General features: G+C 40.2%; 21 protein-coding genes. 19 read left to right on the top strand and 2 right to left on the bottom strand.

Annotated elements, in window-relative coordinates; translation table 11 throughout:
- Positions 1-145: 145 nt before the first annotated feature.
- Entirely contained in the window at positions 146-544 is a 399-nt protein-coding gene (locus FFM63_RS05685) for a hypothetical protein (protein ID WP_137609357.1), read from the top strand.
- A complete protein-coding gene (locus FFM63_RS05680; RefSeq protein ID WP_137609356.1) occupies positions 541-1,272 on the top strand; it encodes a DUF6681 family protein in 732 nt (243 codons plus the stop codon). The genes FFM63_RS05685 and FFM63_RS05680 overlap by 4 nt, the downstream gene beginning before the upstream one ends.
- Positions 1,273-1,335: 63 nt before the next feature.
- Here the strand turns inward: FFM63_RS05680 and FFM63_RS05675 are convergent, their stop codons facing one another.
- Complete coding sequence (locus FFM63_RS05675) at positions 1,336-2,262, bottom strand: ABC transporter substrate-binding protein (protein ID WP_137609355.1); 927 nt, start codon at positions 2,260-2,262, stop codon at positions 1,336-1,338.
- Positions 2,263-2,422: 160 nt separating this feature from the next.
- Between FFM63_RS05675 and FFM63_RS05670 the strand changes: the two genes are divergently transcribed.
- From FFM63_RS05670 to FFM63_RS09885, 11 genes are all read left to right on the top strand, one after another.
- Positions 2,423-3,211 carry an ABC transporter ATP-binding protein gene (locus tag FFM63_RS05670; RefSeq protein ID WP_137609354.1) on the top strand — a complete coding sequence of 263 codons (789 nt, stop codon included), beginning with the start codon at positions 2,423-2,425 and terminating at the stop codon, positions 3,209-3,211.
- 3 nt (positions 3,212-3,214) lie between these two features.
- On the top strand, positions 3,215-4,198 hold the full coding sequence (locus FFM63_RS05665) for a FecCD family ABC transporter permease (RefSeq protein ID WP_137609353.1): 984 nt from the start codon (positions 3,215-3,217) through the stop codon (positions 4,196-4,198).
- Positions 4,195-5,175, top strand: a complete 981-nt coding sequence (locus tag FFM63_RS05660) for a FecCD family ABC transporter permease (protein WP_137609352.1) — start codon at positions 4,195-4,197, stop codon at positions 5,173-5,175. The genes FFM63_RS05665 and FFM63_RS05660 overlap by 4 nt, the downstream gene beginning before the upstream one ends.
- Before the next feature lie 119 nt (positions 5,176-5,294).
- A complete protein-coding gene (locus FFM63_RS05655; protein WP_137609351.1) occupies positions 5,295-5,831 on the top strand; it encodes a 5-formyltetrahydrofolate cyclo-ligase in 537 nt (178 codons plus the stop codon).
- A gap of 51 nt (positions 5,832-5,882) precedes the next feature.
- The gene (locus FFM63_RS05650; RefSeq protein ID WP_137609350.1) at positions 5,883-6,551 is read left to right on the top strand and encodes a rhomboid family intramembrane serine protease; all 669 of its coding nucleotides are present in this window, start codon (positions 5,883-5,885) and stop codon (positions 6,549-6,551) included.
- A 42-nt stretch (positions 6,552-6,593) separates the two neighbouring features.
- On the top strand, positions 6,594-7,124 hold the full coding sequence (locus FFM63_RS05645) for a DUF1697 domain-containing protein (protein WP_171000196.1): 531 nt from the start codon (positions 6,594-6,596) through the stop codon (positions 7,122-7,124).
- Positions 7,125-7,266: 142 nt separating this feature from the next.
- Entirely contained in the window at positions 7,267-7,473 is a 207-nt protein-coding gene (locus FFM63_RS05640; protein WP_137609348.1) for a YqgQ family protein, read from the top strand.
- Between the two features lies 1 nt (position 7,474).
- Entirely contained in the window at positions 7,475-8,431 is a 957-nt protein-coding gene (locus tag FFM63_RS05635; RefSeq protein WP_137609347.1) for an ROK family glucokinase, read from the top strand.
- Positions 8,432-8,455: 24 nt separating this feature from the next.
- Positions 8,456-8,857 (top strand): rhodanese-like domain-containing protein, encoded by a 402-nt coding sequence (locus FFM63_RS05630; RefSeq protein WP_137609346.1) that lies wholly within the window; start codon positions 8,456-8,458, stop codon positions 8,855-8,857.
- A gap of 250 nt (positions 8,858-9,107) precedes the next feature.
- Positions 9,108-9,917, top strand: coding sequence for a sugar-phosphatase (gene yidA, locus FFM63_RS05625; RefSeq protein WP_137609345.1), 810 nt, complete (start codon positions 9,108-9,110; stop codon positions 9,915-9,917).
- A gap of 112 nt (positions 9,918-10,029) precedes the next feature.
- Positions 10,030-10,719 carry an FAD/NAD(P)-binding protein gene (locus FFM63_RS09885; RefSeq protein ID WP_246033292.1) on the top strand — a complete coding sequence of 230 codons (690 nt, stop codon included), beginning with the start codon at positions 10,030-10,032 and terminating at the stop codon, positions 10,717-10,719.
- A gap of 1,109 nt (positions 10,720-11,828) precedes the next feature.
- On the opposite strand, the gene FFM63_RS05615 is transcribed toward FFM63_RS09885, so the two are convergent.
- On the bottom strand, positions 11,829-11,996 hold the full coding sequence (locus FFM63_RS05615) for a DUF3042 family protein (RefSeq protein WP_137609344.1): 168 nt from the start codon (positions 11,994-11,996) through the stop codon (positions 11,829-11,831).
- Positions 11,997-12,297: 301 nt separating this feature from the next.
- On the opposite strand from FFM63_RS05615, the gene FFM63_RS05610 reads away from it, so the two are divergent.
- From FFM63_RS05610 to argF, 6 genes are all read left to right on the top strand, one after another.
- Complete coding sequence (locus FFM63_RS05610; protein WP_137609343.1) at positions 12,298-13,776, top strand: UDP-glucose--hexose-1-phosphate uridylyltransferase; 1,479 nt, start codon at positions 12,298-12,300, stop codon at positions 13,774-13,776.
- A 170-nt stretch (positions 13,777-13,946) separates the two neighbouring features.
- Entirely contained in the window at positions 13,947-14,651 is a 705-nt protein-coding gene (gene tsaB / locus FFM63_RS05605; RefSeq protein ID WP_137609342.1) for a tRNA (adenosine(37)-N6)-threonylcarbamoyltransferase complex dimerization subunit type 1 TsaB, read from the top strand.
- Positions 14,635-15,183, top strand: coding sequence for a ribosomal protein S18-alanine N-acetyltransferase (gene rimI / locus FFM63_RS05600; RefSeq protein WP_137609341.1), 549 nt, complete (start codon positions 14,635-14,637; stop codon positions 15,181-15,183). Before tsaB ends, rimI (FFM63_RS05600) begins: the two co-directional genes overlap by 17 nt.
- 1 nt (position 15,184) lies before the next feature.
- Complete coding sequence (gene rimI, locus FFM63_RS05595; protein WP_137609340.1) at positions 15,185-15,610, top strand: ribosomal protein S18-alanine N-acetyltransferase; 426 nt, start codon at positions 15,185-15,187, stop codon at positions 15,608-15,610.
- Positions 15,603-16,625, top strand: coding sequence for a tRNA (adenosine(37)-N6)-threonylcarbamoyltransferase complex transferase subunit TsaD (tsaD, locus tag FFM63_RS05590; RefSeq protein ID WP_137609339.1), 1,023 nt, complete (start codon positions 15,603-15,605; stop codon positions 16,623-16,625). Before rimI (FFM63_RS05595) ends, tsaD begins: the two co-directional genes overlap by 8 nt.
- Positions 16,626-16,816: 191 nt before the next feature.
- Entirely contained in the window at positions 16,817-17,830 is a 1,014-nt protein-coding gene (argF, locus tag FFM63_RS05585) for an ornithine carbamoyltransferase (protein ID WP_137609338.1), read from the top strand.
- The last annotated feature ends 290 nt before the right edge of the window (positions 17,831-18,120 follow it).

Raw genomic sequence — 18,120 nt, 5'->3', positions numbered from 1 at the left:
TATTTCTAGTTTTTTTGACTAAATACAGCGCAATACGAGCGCTTTGGAAAAATCTACATAAAATCTTCACACATTCCTAAACAAAAGCTAATCTTCCAATGATAAAACTAATAGTTAAATAGAACATTTAGAAAGGAAGGATCAGATGCGTAAAGTACCACCGATTTTGAAGCCTATCGCGCTTTTGACACTATCGATCTTGATCGCAACAACTTCAGGGATTTTAAATAATTCCAGTTATCGTCAAGTCAAAGCCACGACACCGACGACCGAATCTACGACCAACACGACCGATTCTTCTCAAGATTCGAATACGACTCATGAAACTAGTACGATCAATGAAGAACAAGAATCAAGCGAAGTACCGGATGTAGGTAATAATGAAGAAAGTGCGGTTGCGGATAATCAAGTTGAAACACCGCAATCTTCAATTGAGAATTCTTCTGATACAGCCCAATCTTCAACAGAAGAATCACAAACAACCCCGACACAACAGCAGACAGTTGATGAATCGGCTGGAACAGAAACGAGTGATAGCCAATGACTATATTATTAGATATTATTAATGGATTAAATAAATTTCTAGGCTTTTTAGATATCAGTCCTAAGTATTCAAATCGCGCCTATACATTATTGAGTATCTTGCCGACCGTATATATTTTACGGATCATTTATGGTTTGTGGCTGAATCAAAATTATCTCCAATTAGTGCTCTATGGTCTGGTTCTTATCGGATTGGTCTATTTCATTGTTTTAAACTTCTTTTATTACTTCTTGGATAAAAATGTGAAAGGAGACATCACTCAGCTTTTTGTCAAATACTTGCCGGATGATGCCTTCAATATTCAAAATGAACAACCTAAAAAAGCTAGACAAGGGTTTAAACAAGCAAAAGAAATAGACGTTGACTTTAACGAAGACTATCAATTGAAGCTAGTCGAAGATATCCAGGCGCTGATCGATGAAAAAGAAATCACTACGCGCGATTTGGCAAAAGAAGAGGGCTTTTTGATCGAGGAAAATACTTTGTATCCCTATTACTATGTGAAACAGGCAAGCGTAGGAACTTACCAATTGCAAATTGGAAAAAATTATCGTGAACTAGAAACGATTGGGACAATCCGTCAAACGGAGCCGTTAAGACCGATTGGATTATTTATTGTTGGCGGTGATTTTGTTAAAGAGGGTGTCCGTTATCACGAACCTTATCGATTGAAATTTTTAGTAAAGACAGAAGAAGCCGCGACCCGCACACGTCGCAGTAAAAAATAAATGCCGTTCTGATCAAAGCCGCTTTTATTGAGAAAACGACTTTTGATCAGACGGCATCTTTTTTTATTTTAAGACATCGCGGATATTTTCAATGATTTTGGTATAGGCGATTGGTCCATTGTATAACCAGCTGGATTTGTTATCAAATTCAAATAGTTGGTTGTTTTTTACAGCTGGGATATTACTCCATAATGGATCGTTGAACATAGCAGCTCCAGAATCGCTGTTGACTAAGAAGATGTAGTCGGCATCAAGTTGAGACAAGCTTTCTAACGATACTTGCGAAAAGTCAGCAGTTGCTTTTTCACTAATATCTTTTGTTAATTGAGGAACTTCAAAGCCTAGCTCGTTATAAAGCAATTGCCCGCTGGAACGATTATCTGCTACCATAAAGGCTGAGTTGTTAGTGACCCATAAAACGGCGGCCGATTTGCCTTCGATTTTATCGCCTAAATCTTCTTTTGTTTGTGCGACTAATTGATCGTAATCTTTTTCAACTTTTTCAGCTTGGTCTTTTTTATTCAGCACGTCGCCGATGATCTCTAATTGGTCGCGCCAAGTAACGTTGTCGCCATTTTTTACGACATAAGTTGGAGCGATTTTAGCGTATTCTTTGTACTTTCCGCCTTCAAGCGTGCCGTTTGAACCAATCAGTAAAAGATCCGGTTCTAATTTCAACACATCTTCGTAAGGCAAGTCATAATTGATAGTCGGAATGCCTTCTAGTTCATCTTGCAAGTAATGTTGGATCCGACCTTCGCCGACAGTCCACTGAGCGATCGGTTTTTCATCCAAAGCGACTAAGTAGTCTTCTAGATAAGAAGCGATGATCCGTTTTGGTTTTTTGGGAATTTCAACTTTATGATCTTGTGCATCGGTTACTGTCCGTACTTCATTATTGCTATCTTTACTTTCACTACTTTGTCCGCAAGCGGCTAAGCTAAACAGCGCTAACAAAGAAGCGGTTCCTAGAACTAATTTTTTGAACATAAAAAAACTCCTTCAACATTAATTGAGAATATTTCTCAATTAATATTATTACCGAAAGCACAAGCGCTGTCAATAAGGATCTTTCTTTCATTGACGGGTTGACGATGAAGAAAAAGAGCGTCATAATTGAGAATGATTATCAGAGAAATGAGGAAGATCTATGACAAAATTAAATACGACTGATCTTTCAATCGGATACGAAAAAAAAATCGTTGTAAACGATATTACAGTAGAAATTCCTAAAGGGCAGATTACTAGTTTGATTGGCCCGAATGGTTGCGGCAAATCTACTTTTTTAAAGACCTTAGCCCGGATTCTTGAACCGGCGAAAGGCGAGGTTTTGATCGATGGGGAAAATGTCCAGCGTTTAGATACTAAGACAGTTGCACAAAAAATCGCGTCGCTATCACAATGCAGTACTCAAATAAATGGATTGACTGTAGAAGAGATCGTAGCTTATGGACGCTTTCCGTATCAAAAGGGCTTTTCGGGATTAAAAGAACAAGACCGTCAGCTGATCGACTGGGCGATCGAAGCGACCAATTTGCAAGAGTTGAAAGATCGGACTTTGTTGACGTTGTCTGGCGGACAACAGCAGCGTGTCTGGATCGCGATGGCTTTAGCACAAGACACTGACATCTTGATCTTGGATGAACCGATCACCTTTTTGGATCCGGCACATCAATTAGAAATCTTAGAGTTGCTGCAAGAAATTAATCGTCAAGGGAAAACTATTTTGATGACGATCCATGATTTGAATCATGCTTCACGTTTTTCTGATTACTTATTAGGAATGAAACAAGGGCAATTACTGTTCCAAGGAACGCCCAAAGAAATGTTTACAGCAGATAAATTGTTGACTCTTTTTGATATTCAAGCAACATTTGCGACGTTGCCTAACAGTGATAAACCAATCGTTATCGCGTATGACTTAGTGAAGGAGTGCTAGAAAATGGCTAGACGAAAATATTTCTTCCCAATTGTTTTCATCTTGCTGTTAGCAGCGATGGTTTTATCTTTGCGTTATGGAGCGGTAACTAGTAAATGGACAGATGTTTCTCAAGCATTGCTGCATTTTGACCCGAATGATCAAGGGGAGCAATTGATTCGTTATTTACGTCTGCCAAGAATGCTAGGGGCTGTTTTAGTTGGGGCAGCTTTTGCAATCTCTGGCGCTTTGATCCAAGGAATTACCTCCAATCCAATTGCGGATTCGGGACTTTTAGGAATCAATTCAGGGGCCGGATTAGGTCTCGCATTGATTTTTGCAATCGATGCGAATCCTTCACCGTCTGTAGGTGTCCTTGGCTCATTTCTTGGAGCGTCGGTCTCGATTTTATTGATTTATTTTGTTTCAAAACGAGTTTCATTCGGCTTGTCTCCAATTCGAATCGTTTTGTTAGGGGCGGCATTGAGTTCTTTTTTTGCGGCAATTAGCCAAAGCATCAGTTTGTTATTTGATTTGAATCAAGACATGACTTTTTGGTTTGTGGGAGGTACCGCAAATCTTACATGGAATCAGCTACAGACGATTTTTCCATTGATCTTACTAGGGATCATCGGTGCCTGTTTGATCAGTCCTCAAGTAACTTTGTTGAGCATGGGAGATGAAACGGCGATTTCTTTAGGAAAAAATCCTAGCCGCATTCGTCAGTTAAGCATGCTGTTTGTTTTATTGTTAGCAGGAAGTTCGGTCGCTTTAGTCGGAACGATCAGTTTTATTGGATTGATGGTACCGCATATCGTTCGTTTTTTTGTTGGGCATGATTATCGTTATGTGATCGCCGCATCGGGATTTTTCGGCGCATTATTTTTTGTCGTGGCGGATATCGTCTCGCGTTTAGTTGCACCGCCTTTAGAAACCCCGACTGGAGTGATCATCACGATCATCGGCGTACCATTTTTACTTTTACAAATTAGGAAGGGAAGCTTATGAGGAAAAAAATAGGTTGGCTGAGTTTGCTTCTCTTATTGATACTAGGAATATCACTCAGCCTGACAGTTGGAACGATCCCAGTAACATTCAGTGATCTGATCCGCGTATTCCAACACACTGCTACAACGAGCCAACAATTGATCGTTTTTGATTTTCGGTTTCCGCGCCTGATGGTTTCGATTCTAGCGGGAATGGGGTTGGCAGTCTCAGGGTATTTGTTTCAAACAATTACTCATAATGATTTGGCTGATCCGGGGATTTTAGGGATCAATGCAGGAGCAGGCTTGACTGTTTTGCTTTATTTAGGTTTTTTTGCTACGGGTGAGAATAGCTGGTATTTGCCGCTGATTGCTTGTATCGGCAGTTTTATCGCGACTGGGTTGGTCTATTACTTTGGACGACAAGCTGAACGAATCACGCCTAATCGGTTGTTGCTAGCGGGTGTGGCGGTAAATGCAGGGATCTCAGCGCTGACATTGATCGGAACGATCCAAGTTTCTCGCGATAATTATCAGTTTGTGACAGCATGGCTGGCTGGTACGATCTGGGGAACGACCCAAGAACACGTCTGGCTGTTGCTTCCGTGGCTGGTTTGTCTGTTGCCGTTGATTTTATTGAAGGGGCGTTCATTAGAAATATTGGAATTCGGCGATGATATCGCGGTTGGATTAGGGATAAAATTAAAACGAACCCAGCTTTTCTTTTTGATTTGCGCCGTTTGTTTGGCGGCAGTAAGTGTCTCAATCGCCGGAAGCATCAGTTTTATCGGGTTGATCGCGCCGCATATCGCCCGTCAGTTAACAGGTCGGAAAAATAATCAGACGTTAGTGATGGCGGCATTGATCGGCGGTATTTTGTTGTTGTTCAGTGATATTTTAGCGCGAGTGATTTTGCCGGATGGTGAAATGGCAGCGGGAATCATTGTTTCGTTGATCGGAGCACCGTATTTTATTTTTCAATTGATGAAAAAAAATTAGCATAGTCCTAGATAACGGCAAAATATTTGATCTGATTCTAGTAATTTCGTTAAAGAGGAGTGATCCTCTTTTTATTTTAGGCTGATTTTGTTAGTATTTCTAAATAAGAAGGTGATGAAATGGAAAAACAAGAATTACGAAAACTAGCAATCACTCGGTTGCAAAAAATCGCTGATAGCGAGCAAAGACAAATCCAAGTCGAGCTCATTCTCGATAAATTTTTTCAAAGTAATTTGTGGAAAGACGCGTCTAGTATTGGTGTGACGATGGCGACTCAGTTTGAGTTTCCAACTTCTTTATTGATTCAGCGCGCATTCGAAGCGGGGAAAAAGGTAGCTGTTCCCAAATCATTGCCTAAAGGTAAACTGGAGTTTCATTGGGTTGGGCCTGATACCGCATTTGCGACGACGAAATTTGGCGTCGAAGAGCCGACGATTGAAGCTATTGCGGAACCTGATGAACTAGATTTGCTGATTGTTCCGGGGCTGGTTTATAAACGCTCAGGCTACCGGGTCGGTTTTGGCGGCGGTTATTATGATCGCTACTTAGCAAACTATCACGGTAAAACTTGCAGTTTGGTTTTTGCCGAACAGCTGATGGAAGGTTGGCAAACGGAAACATTCGACCAACAGATTCAGCAATTATTTCTTGCTTAAATCGCTAAATTTGGAAACAATGCGAATCACTAAAAAATGAGAGGAAAATATATGAGAAAAGACAAGCCTTATGTGATGTATACTCTTTTTGCGATCAATACGATCGTCTTCTTATTGCAATATTTATTACCTGGATTAGCGATTGAAAATCAGCTGGGGATGTTCTCGCCATCTATTATTTGGCAGCATCAATATTGGCGCTTTATCACGCCAATGTTTATCCATTTTGGTCTGATGCATTTTGCTTTGAATGGTGTGGTACTGTATTATATGGGACAGCAATGTGAAGCAATTTTTGGACATTGGCGCTTTGCCGTCGTTTATTTATTGAGCGGCGTGCTGGGAAATTTCGCAAGCTTCGCCTTCAATCAACCGACAACGTTATCCGGTGGGGCCAGTACCGCGATTTTTGGTTTGTTCGGGGCCTTTTTAGTTGTCGGTATGCACTATCGCGACAATGGCGCGATCCAAGCGTTGACTCGGCAGTTCGGATTATTTATTTTAATGAATTTAGTCTTTGGTTTGTTTGATTCAACGATCGATATTTGGGGACATTTAGGCGGTATCGTCGGTGGTGCATTATCTGGTTGGGCAGTAGCAGTTCCTTATGGAAAAGAGCGCTTCTCCCTGCGCGCACGGATCACTGCTGTTTTATTTTTTATTTTTGTCATCGTCCTATTGGTCTTTTTTGGTTTAAGAAAATTCAGTATGTATCAATAATCACGGGCAGAAATGTCCGTTTTTTTGATGGAGGAGCAGAGCATGAGATATTTAGCGTTATTTAGAGGGATCAATGTCGGCGGCAAAAATGTGGTCAAGATGAAGGAGTTAAAAGAACTTTTTTCAGAATTAGGATTCACGGATGTCAATAGCTACATCCAAAGCGGCAATATCCTATTTACAACAGATAAAGAAATAAGTGACTTTTCTAAAGAAATCGCAGAGGCGTTTGCCCAACGTTTTGGTTTTTCTGTGCCGATCATCTATCGAACAAAGACCGAAATGTTATCCATTCGCGATCGTTTGCCATTTACAGCCGCTGAGATTGCTGAAGCAGAAAGGCAAGATCCTAAAATAGTTCATCTGTATGTTTATTTTTCAACAGCAAGCATGACTCCGCAAGAAATTTCAGGACTTGGTGAGCGGGCAGTCGTAAAGGATAAAGATATTTATTATCTCACTGAACAAAGCATCCGACTTTCTAAATTAACAGCGAAGCTTAATAAACTAGCTGAACTAACAGCGCGTAATTGGAAGACCGTTTTAAGATTAACAGCATTGTTAGAAGAATAGCTCGATTCAATTTGCGAGTGTCCGCGCAATGAGATAGACTATAAAATGGATGTAAGGGTTCTTTTTTTAAAATAAATTAGGAAATAAAAAAATGGGCTATAAAAATCGATTTTTTTCTGTATAATATTAGGGATGTGGTTTAATGGAAAGTTTGTATGATGTGCAACAACTGCTCAAACAATTTGGTATCTATGTTTACGTCGGGAAGCGAATCTACGATATTGAATTGATGCAGATCGAATTGAGAAATTTATATGAGAGTCGCGTAATCGATCGAGACACTTATTTGCAAGGTTGGGGCATTTTAAAACGAGAACATCACATTGAAGAAAGTCGAGAAGGTGACTAGAGTGGATAAAAAATTATTAGGTATTGATTTAGGCGGGACAACTGTGAAATTTGCTATTTTGACTGAAACAGGTGAAATTCAGCAAAAATGGAGTATCGAAACAAATATTTTAGACGACGGTTCACATATCGTACCGGATATCATTGATTCGATCAATCATCATTTATCATTGTATGATATGGTGCCAGAACAATTTATCGGGATTGGAATGGGAACGCCCGGTAGTGTCGATATTAAGGCTGGTACCGTAATTGGAGCATATAATTTAAACTGGACAACACTGCAACAAGTTAAAAAAGAGATCGAAAAAGGGACAAAAATCAAATTCAGTATCGATAACGATGCCAACGTCGCTGCTTTAGGCGAACGCTGGAAAGGTGCTGGAGAAAATGAATCTGACGTGATCTTTATGACTTTAGGTACTGGTGTCGGCGGCGGGATCGTTATGAATGGGCAATTGCTTCACGGTGCAGCTGGCTGTGCGGGTGAGATTGGACATGTAACAGTCGATCCAACTGGTTTTGAATGTACTTGCGGAAAACGCGGCTGTCTAGAAACAGTGGCTAGTGCGACGGGTGTCGTACGAGTAGCGCGTCAATTAGCAGAAGAATATGCTGGCGGATCAACCTTGAAAGCTCGTCTAGATAACGGAGAAGACATCACAAGTAAAGATGTTTTTGAACTGGCAGAAAATGATGGCGATGATCTGGCTTTGATGGTCGTAGACAAAGTGACCTTCTATCTAGGGTTAGCTTGCGGCAATTTAGGAAATACCCTGAACCCATCAACAATCGTGATTGGCGGCGGTGTTTCAGCAGCGGGTGAATTTTTACGCAGCCGAGTAGAAAAATATTTCAAAGAATTTACTTTCCCGCAAGTCCGCGAAAGTACAAAAGTCAAACTAGCAGAGTTAGGAAATGAGGCCGGCGTAATCGGTGCAGCTTCATTAGCTAAATAGAAAAGGTCAGAGAGGGATTAAGTTATGTCAATTTGGTGGATGATTAATAGTGTACTAATTACGGTGATCGTTTTATATGGTCTGTATGAATTGTATGTGCGGATCATGATGAAACGCTCGGCTAAAATAATTACACAAGAAGAATTTCAAGCAGGGATGCGCAAAGCACAAGTAATCGATGTTCGTGAACGTGATGAGTTCAATGCAAAACATATTTTAAGCGCACGCAGTTTCCCTTATACGATGTTAAAAGAAACGTATAGCTCTTTACGCAAAGATCAACCGATTTACATTTATGACCAAAATAAGTCGATCAGTGCTCGAGCAGCCAACTTATTACGCAAAAAAGGCTACACAGACTTGTACATTCTTAAAGGCGGTATGCAAGAATGGACAGGAAAGATTAAGCAAAAGAAAATCGACTAATGATTCACGGCTAGATAATCGTCTAGCCGTTTTTTTTGTGCAGAGACGGATTTGAGTAAAAAAATCTATTCGGTCGAATTTGACGAGTGATTAAATAACCCGTATTATGAAAGCTGGAACTTTTACAAACTCTCTGCTGGTCAAAGGATGACACAATATCTAGCGAACAAAGGCGTATTTGAAACTAAAAGTACGCGAGGAAGATCTTTTTTTGTAAGAGTAATTGATAAGAAATAGGAGATAGTTATTTATGAGTATAAAATTAGTTGCCATTGATTTAGATGGAACATTATTGAATGATCATCATGAGATCAATGCACCTGTGGTTGAATGTATCAAAGCCGCGCGCAAAGCGGGAGTTTATGTGGTTCTTTCCACAGGTCGTCCATTGTCAGGTACGAAAACTCAATTAGAAGTACTAGGTTTGACAGAAGCAGACGATTATATCATCACCTATAATGGTGCATTAGTTTTAAATACGAAAACCTGGGATATCGTAGCAGAGCATAGTTTGACTCGCGAGAATTATCTTGAGATTGATCACTTAGCAAGATTATTAGGTGTTCATTTGCACGTTACAGATAAAAAAGCGATGTATACAGCGAATCGCGACATCAGTCCTTATACAGTCGTAGAATCTTATTTGGTAAACATGCCGTTGCATTACCGAACACCTGAAGAAATCGCGGAAAATGTAACGGCGGTTAAAATGATGATGATCGATGATCCAGCAATTTTAAGTGAAGCTTTCAAACAAATCCCTGCAGAATATTTTGAAAGATATACGCTTGTTCGCAGCTCGCCATTTTTCCTTGAAGTATTGAATTCTGATGCCAGCAAAGGTTTGGCGTTAAAAGAATTAAGTGAACATTTGGGAATCCAACAAGCTGAAGTAATGGCGATTGGCGATGCAGAAAATGATCTGTCAATGATCGAGTTTGCCGGTACCGGGGTAGCGATGGGCAATGCTAGTGAAATGATCAAGGCTGCTGCTGACTACACTGTTGCAACAAATTTAGAAGACGGCGTAAAAGAAGCGTTTGAACGCTGGGTATTATAATAAGTCATTCGAGTTTCTGATGAATCATCATCAGGAGCTTTTTTTGATTGCTTATTCTGCAATTATTCTCTACTCTTAAAGAGAAGGATCTATCAAAAGACGGAGAATGTGTATGAAAAAAATTGCAATTATTGGTGCGGGACCTTATGGGTTGGTTGCATTGGATCGCTTAATCAAACGAGCACCTGCTACTGAAAAAATCGAACTATTACTGTTTGATCCGGTTGGTTTAGGCGGTCATGTGTGGCGCAAAGACCAAAGTGATCAAGTCATCATGAATACCGTGATGCAGCACGTAACTTTATTTTCAGAAGATGAGGGACCGAATTTAGTTGAATGGAGTCAAACAGAAGCAGTAGCATTTCTAGCGGCCTTTGATTACGGAGAGACCTTGTTATCAGAGACAAAATTAACAGAAAATGATTATTGCCAGCGCCGTTATTATGGTGTTTATCAACATTGGTTTTTTGAGCAGCTGGTGAGCCAGTTACCAGAAAATGTGACTGTCAACTTTATTAAAGAACAAGTCGTCGATTTGACTTTAGCGAAAGAAATCATTTCCATTCAAACAACTAAGGTTTATCAAGTGACTGATGTGATCTTAGCAACTGGCCATGCCCAGAATTATCTCACTGGCGACGAAGCGAAAAACCAAGAATATGCGGAAGTCTACGAGCTTTTTTATCAAGGACCGGGAAATCCTTCAGATACACCGCTTGAAAAATCAGCGACGGGTACGGTGATCATTCGCGGGTTAGGGTTGAGTTTTTTTGATTATCTTGCGCTATTTATTTGTCGCTAAGTGGGGCGGATACTTCATTGAAGAAAAAAATCATTTGGTGTATATATCTTCGGGGAAAGAACAGACCTTGGTTGTAGGTTCCGGCAGAGGGTTGCCTTATCATACGCGTCCGAACAACCAAAATAAGTTGGGAGACGTTGCGCAACCACAAATTTTGACTCCATCATTTATGGCGCAGTTTCAAGGCAATGCGCAAGAATTATTTGATCTATTAAAAAAAGAAGCTGAATTAGTTTTTTACCAAAAGAAATTGGCGGATAAAAAGGTCGATCTGAACAGTTTTTTGCGAGACTATCGAATGGGTGATCGAGCAACTATTTTGCATAAATACCAAATTTCTATCGATGACCGCATAGATTGGATGGAATTACTTGATCCAGCAAAAGCGATCACTCCGCAAGCATTTCCAGATTTTATTCGGACATATTTGGAAAAAGATATTGCAGAAGCAGAACTAGGCAACCAAACTGGGGCAGTTGCCAGTACTATTGATACGTATAAAGAGTTGCAAGCGCCATTGAATGCGATGTTGGATCAAGAAAAATTCTCGCCCAAAGAATATGTTGAAGATTTCTTTGGGACATTTAAACATACGTATAGTTTTCTGACTATTGGCGCACCGATAATTCGGCAGAAACAATTATTAGCCTTGGCAAAGGCCGGTGTAGTTGAGTTTTTAGCGCCAGATATGCAAATAGAAAGAAAAAATGGAGAATTTTTCGCATACAGCAAGCAAGATCCAAAACGTTCTTTTTTTGCCAAAAATTTGATTGAAGCACGTTTGGCAGCAACTAGTTTGGAACATACGCAAAATCCTTTGTTGATCCAAATGCGGGAAAAAGGCTATCTGACTCCGCATTGTGTAACCTTTGATAATAGCAAACATTCGACAGGTGCCATCCAAGTAAATCGTAAGACCCATCAGCTGGTAGCTGAAAATGGGGAAATACTATCGCACATATATTGTTATGGTGTCCCGCTAGAAGGTATTGATTGGTTGAACGCTACCTCTCCGCCGACCCAAAAGCGAGGATCGGATTTTTTATTTAGCCAACCAAATCGTTCAAACAATCTATCACTAAAAAAAGAAAGCTCTAGGGCTTTCTTTTTTAGCGTGCAATTCTTTTTCTGCGGGCTTTTTTACGATTTTCATCGATTTTGGAATCTCTTTCTTCAATCGGATCGATTATTTTCTTTTTCACACCCATTGCTACGCCGGCAACTACGGCCGCTGCTGCTAAAGTGCCGGTAACGAATCCTGAAGCAAATTTACGCATCGTGTCATCACTCCTTTCTCAAATATAAGAAATGTATTTTCCGCTAAAAAACATTCAATGCTGTTCGATTAACTAGTCGATAGCTAAAGCTAAGCAATCTGAAAAAGCTTTTTCTCAAGCTGAGCATATGCAGTTGGCGGATATGTGCAACAAACTAGTACTGTTTCTTATACCTTATTATGAAGCAAAAGTACAAAAATGAAAAGTTTAACGTACGAGCGATTCTTGCTTTCATTTAGTAAAAAACTTATACTTTGTTTACTAAATGAAAAGCGACAGGAGAAGATTAGGAGGAAGCAACGTGTCAATCAGTCAAATGATAAGAGATTTTATTACATTGGCTATCCAATCAGGCGGTTGGATGGAAATGGATCGCTTATATTTAGAAAATCGGGTCAGCGCCATGATTGGAGAAGAAGGATTAGTAAACGCTGAAGTTCAAGCTGTAACTGAACCCGCAATAGCGTTAGTTGAACAGCTTTTGTGTCAAGCTCAAAAAAATCAAGTAATCACCGATTTACAGACAGAAAAAGAGATATTGGAAGCGCAACTGATGGATCTGATGACGCCGCCGCCATCTGTAGTGAATGCTTACTTTGCTCAATATTATTCAAAAGATCCAATCCAAGCAACGGATTATTTCTTTAAATTAAATAAAGAGACGAATTATATCAAAACACGAGAAAATGCCCGCAATAGTTTATTTCCCGTTGAAACTGAATATGGTCAGTTGGAAGTTCTGATCGATTTTTCAAAAACAGAGAACGATCAAGAAGCGTTTGTCGCAGAACGAGCAGCGACAGGCGAGTATCCTAAATGCGAACTTTGTATGGAAAATGAAGGGTATAAAGGTCGAACAAATTATCCAGCACGAAGCAATCAGCGGATCATTCGAATGAATCTCGATGGAGAAAGCTGGGGCTTTCAATATGAACCAAATGCTCAGTATACTGAACAATGCATGATTGCATCAGAAGAACATCGTCCGCTAAAAATAACTAAAGTGACTTTTCAGCGTTTGTTGAAGATTGTGGAAGTTCTTCCGCATTATTTTGTGGGTTCAGATGCGGATCTGCCAATCGTCGGCGGTTCGAAGCCTGCTCATGCACATTATCAAGGCGGGCGTCAAGCATTTCCGTTAGCAGCAGCTGAAATAGAACAATCGTTTACTTTACAAGATTTTCCTAGTATCACCGCCGGTATCGTAAAGTGGCCGCTGTCTGTGATTCGCTTGCAAGGAAAAAAACAAAGTGATTTGGTTGAAGCAGCCAATAAGATTTTAGCAAATTGGCAGATTTATTCTGATGAGCTGTTAGGAATCATTGCACAAGCGGCTGATGGAACACAACATCATACGATTACACCTATTGCTCGTCGAACAGACGATTATTTTGAATTGGATCTTATTTTACGGGATAACAATGTCTCAGCAGAATTTCCTGACGGTATCTTTCATCCACATCCAGATAGCCAACATATCAAAAAAGGAATTCTGGATTTGAATGATGTGATGGGATTAGCAGCACTAGCGCCACGTTTAGAAACAGAACTAAAAGAAGTGGAGCAGTATTTGTTAGGACAAGAAAATACGCTGGCTGATCATCACCAAAAATGGGCCGATCAATTAAAAATGGACAACCAAATTACAGTTGAAAATGTGACTTCAATCGTCCAAAATGCTGTCGGAAAAATTTTTGTGCGCGGACTGGAAGATGCGGGTGTTTTCAAACGCGATGTTGAAGGACAATCAGGCTTTTTACGGTTTATTCATACTTTGTAGGAAAAAATAGTGATAGAAACAAAATTGATTGAACACGATAAAAGAGCGGCGCTAATGCGCGGTTCTTTTTGTATAATTTAGGAAAACGGAAATCTTTCATCGGTTAGTAGGAAAGCAAATAGGGATTGTGTTAAAATATGGCTATCTTAAATGCGAGGAAATGAACTTTTATGAAATTATTAGCGATGGATACATCCAATCAAACATTAGCTGTGGCGGTTTTAGAAGATGAAAATGTACTGGCTCACTTTCAATTAAATCGAAAATTGAATCACAGTTTGTCCTTGATGCCGGCAATCGAAGCAGTGATGCAAGCAAGCGGGCTAAAACCGACGGATTTGGATCGAATTGTTGTAGCTAAAGGCCCAGGTTCTTATACGGGGATTCGGATTGCAGTAACAACGGCTAAAACATTAGCTGAAACGTTGAAAATCGAGTTAACGACAGTTTCTAGTTTGGCAGTAATTGCTGGAAACGTTCGAACAGATAAATTGATCGTTCCATTGATGGACGCACGTCGAAACAATGTTTATGCAGGGGGTTATCATTGGGAGAACCAGCTGGTAAATATTTTAGCAGATCGCCACATCGCGTTGCCTGATTTATTAAAGCAAATAAAGCAACCCGCGATTTTTGTTGGAGAAACGGCTAAATTCAAAGAACAGATTCTGTCAGTGCTGCCGGAAGCCGAAATTTCTGAAGCAGATGAAGTGAATCTGACGAATGGTTTGATCTTAGGGAAATTAGGCTTTTATGCAAAACCGATTGAAAATATCCATGGAGTGGTTCCAGAATATTTAAAACGAGTGGAAGCAGAAGAAAAATGGCTGGAAACACATCAATCTGAGGACGATAACTATGTTGAAAAAATTTAGCGGACTAGTAAAGACCGTCTTATATGGAAAACAAGTGCCTTTTAGTGAAAAATTAATAGAACTGCAAGGCGATGAGCATTTAATGCGAAAAATTATTGATCGAGACATCAAAGAGTTGATTGCACTCGAACGGGATGTGTATTTTGGCGAGACTCCTTGGACTAAAAGCGCCTTTCTTTCCGAGATTCATTCACCGATCCCGCATTTATATATTTGTATTGTAACGAAGCAAGCAGAAATCGCTGGATTTATCGGCAGCCGTTTGATTGGAAATGATACCCATATTACAAATATCGCAGTAGGAACCGCATTTCAAAATCGTGGAATGGGGAAGCTGTTGATTGACGAAGTAGAAAATTTCGCTATAATGAACGATTGTGCAACGCTCTCTTTAGAAGTCCGGCTCAGCAACACAGATGCCCAACGGCTGTATCGACGATTGGGTTTTTCTGCTCGGAATATTCAAAAAAATTATTATACCGAGGATAATGAAGATGCGTTAGACATGATCAAACATTTGGAAGTGAGATAAGTTGGATGAGTTAGCCAGAACGATTTGGGAAATCAGCCGCGCGGCATATACATATGAGGCACCATGGACAGCAGAACAATTTGCCAGCGATATGAAACTAGCTCATAGTCATTACTTTGTTGAAAAAACTGAGACTGCGGCTTTTTTAGGATTTCATCAAGTTTGTGATGAAATCGAGATCACAAATATCGCGACTAAAATAAAAGGTCAAGGCTATGGCGCACAGTTGTTGGAACGCTTGTTGAAATACGCGAAAGCACAGCAAATCGCGACTATTTTTTTAGAAGTCCGTGCTTCGAATCAAGCGGCGCGTCTTTTTTATGAAAAGTTTGGTTTTTTAGAAATCGGCAGACGCAAAAATTATTATCAGCATCCGCAAGAAGATGCAGTGCTGATGTCTTTGAAAGTAGGAAAAGCAGATGAATGAAACAGAACTCATTTTGGCGATTGAAAGCAGCTGTGACGAAACAAGTGTTGCAGTGATTGAAAACGGCGAAAAGATTTTATCTAATATTGTGGCATCACAAATCAATAGCCACAAACGTTTTGGCGGAGTTGTACCAGAAGTAGCTAGCCGTCATCATGTCGAACAAATTACGATCTGTATTGAAGAAGCCTTGACAGAAGCGGCGGTCGAAGCGGAAGATCTTCAGGCGGTGGCAGTAACCTATGGTCCCGGACTTGTCGGAGCATTATTGATCGGTTTGAGTGCAGCAAAGGCTTTTGCTTGGGCAAACAACTTGCCGTTATTGCCGATCAATCACATGGCTGGGCATATCTATGCAGCCCGCTTAGTTGAGCCGTTGGAATTTCCTTTAATGGCGCTGCTGGTTAGCGGCGGTCATACGGAATTGGTTTACATGGAACAAGATGGTTCATTTGAGATCATTGGTGAGACCCGTGATGATGCTGCTGGTGAAGCCTATGATAAAGTCGGCCGTGTGTTAGGACTTAGCTATCCTAGCGGAAAAGAAATCGATGAATTGGCTCATCAAGGAGAAGATACCTATGATTTCCCTCGTGCCATGATCAAAGAAGATAATTTTGATTTTAGCTTTAGCGGTCTGAAGAGCGCATTTATTAACTTGACTCATAACGCTGAACAACGGGGAGAGGTGCTGGAACACAAAAATCTAGCGGCTAGTTTTCAAGCGAGTGTGGTTGAAGTATTAGTTACAAAGACAATCAAAGCGTGCAAAACCTATCCGGTCAAACAATTGATCGTGGCTGGCGGAGTAGCGGCTAATCGCGGATTAAGAGAAGAGATGGCGCGGATGCTTAGTCAAGAGCTGCCCGCTATGAAATTGATCGTACCGCCATTACGCTTATGCGGAGATAACGCAGCGATGATCGGAGCAGCGGCTCATGTAGAATTGCAAAAACAGCATTTTGCAGGAATGAGTTTAAATGCTGTTCCAAGTTTGGCTTTTCAACACATTTAAATTTTGCATCAATCAAAAAGATTGGAACTGCGAAATAAAAATAATCAGCCGGCTTCCTTGAGATTTTTCGAGGAAGCTTTTTTATTTTATTTCGCAAATGAGGTTGATACTTTTCAATTATTCCGTTATCATGAATAAAAATAAATTATTTAAGATATAAACGAATTAATATTCAATACGGAGGCGTTAGTATGACGAGTATTTTCCAAGGGAGAAGTTTTTTAAAAGAAATTGATTTCACTAAAAATGAATTGCTTTACTTAATTGATTTTGCGGCTCACTTAAAAGCGTTGAAGCAACAAAATATTTCGCATAATTATTTAGCGGGGAAAAATATTGCATTATTATTTGAGAAAACATCTACGCGTACACGCTCGGCGTTTACAACTGCGGCAATTGATTTGGGAGCACATCCTGAATATTTAGGAAAAAATGATATCCAATTAGGAAAAAAAGAATCTGTGGAAGATACTGCCAAAGTTTTAGGCAGCATGTTCGATGGCATTGAGTACCGTGGTTTTTCACAAACGACAGTCGAAACGTTGGCGGATCATTCTGGGGTACCCGTTTGGAATGGGCTGACCGATCAGTGGCACCCAACGCAGATGTTGGCGGATTTTCTGACGATCAAGGAGCATTTTGGGAAATTAACAGGATTGACTTTGGCGTATGTTGGTGATGGTCGAAATAATATGGCCAATTCTCTTTTGGTCACCAGTGCTATTTTAGGAGTGAACATTTCGATCGTAACGCCTAAAAAACTTTTTCCAGCAAATGATTTGATAGCGATGGCTGAAAAATACTCTGAAGAAACTGGTGCAAAAATTTTAGTTACAGACGATATTGACCAAGGCGTCGAGCAAGCCGATATTATTTATACGGATGTCTGGGTATCGATGGGGGAAGAAAACGCGTATCAAGAGCGGATTGAGCTATTATTGCCCTATCAAGTCAATCAAGCATTAATGGAAAAAACGCACAAGAAAGAAACAATTTTCTTACATTGTTTGCCGGCGTTTCATGATCTTGAAACAAAAGTCGCAGAAGAGATACAAGCAACCTACGGTCTAACGGAACTGGAAGTGACCGATGAAGTCTTTCGCGGCAAGAATGCCCTGCAATTTCAACAAGCTGAAAATCGGATGCACACGATCAAAGCAGTGATGGCGGCGACATTGGGCAATTTATTTATTCCCCATTCATAAAAAAATTTTCTTGACTAGTCAGATGAAGAATTTTCTGTTAGTATAATGCCAGATAATTATTTCATTGATGAAAAAGAGAAGTCTATGGTCTGTTTTGCAGCGAGTTCGGGCAGGTGAGAGCCGGATAAACAAAAATAGAGGGCGCACTTTTGAGATGAAACGGCAGCTACCGTTATAGTCTAAGTTGGTCGTTTACGACAATAAGAGTGGTACCGCGGGAATTCTCGTCTCTGATGTATGTTATACATCAGGGGCTTTTTTTTCGAATTCTTATATAATAAACGTAATCA

This window comes from Enterococcus pingfangensis (assembly GCF_005405205.1).
Lineage (GTDB): Bacteria > Bacillota > Bacilli > Lactobacillales > Enterococcaceae > Enterococcus_A > Enterococcus_A pingfangensis.
This window is presented reverse-complemented; position numbering and strand designations above follow the sequence as displayed.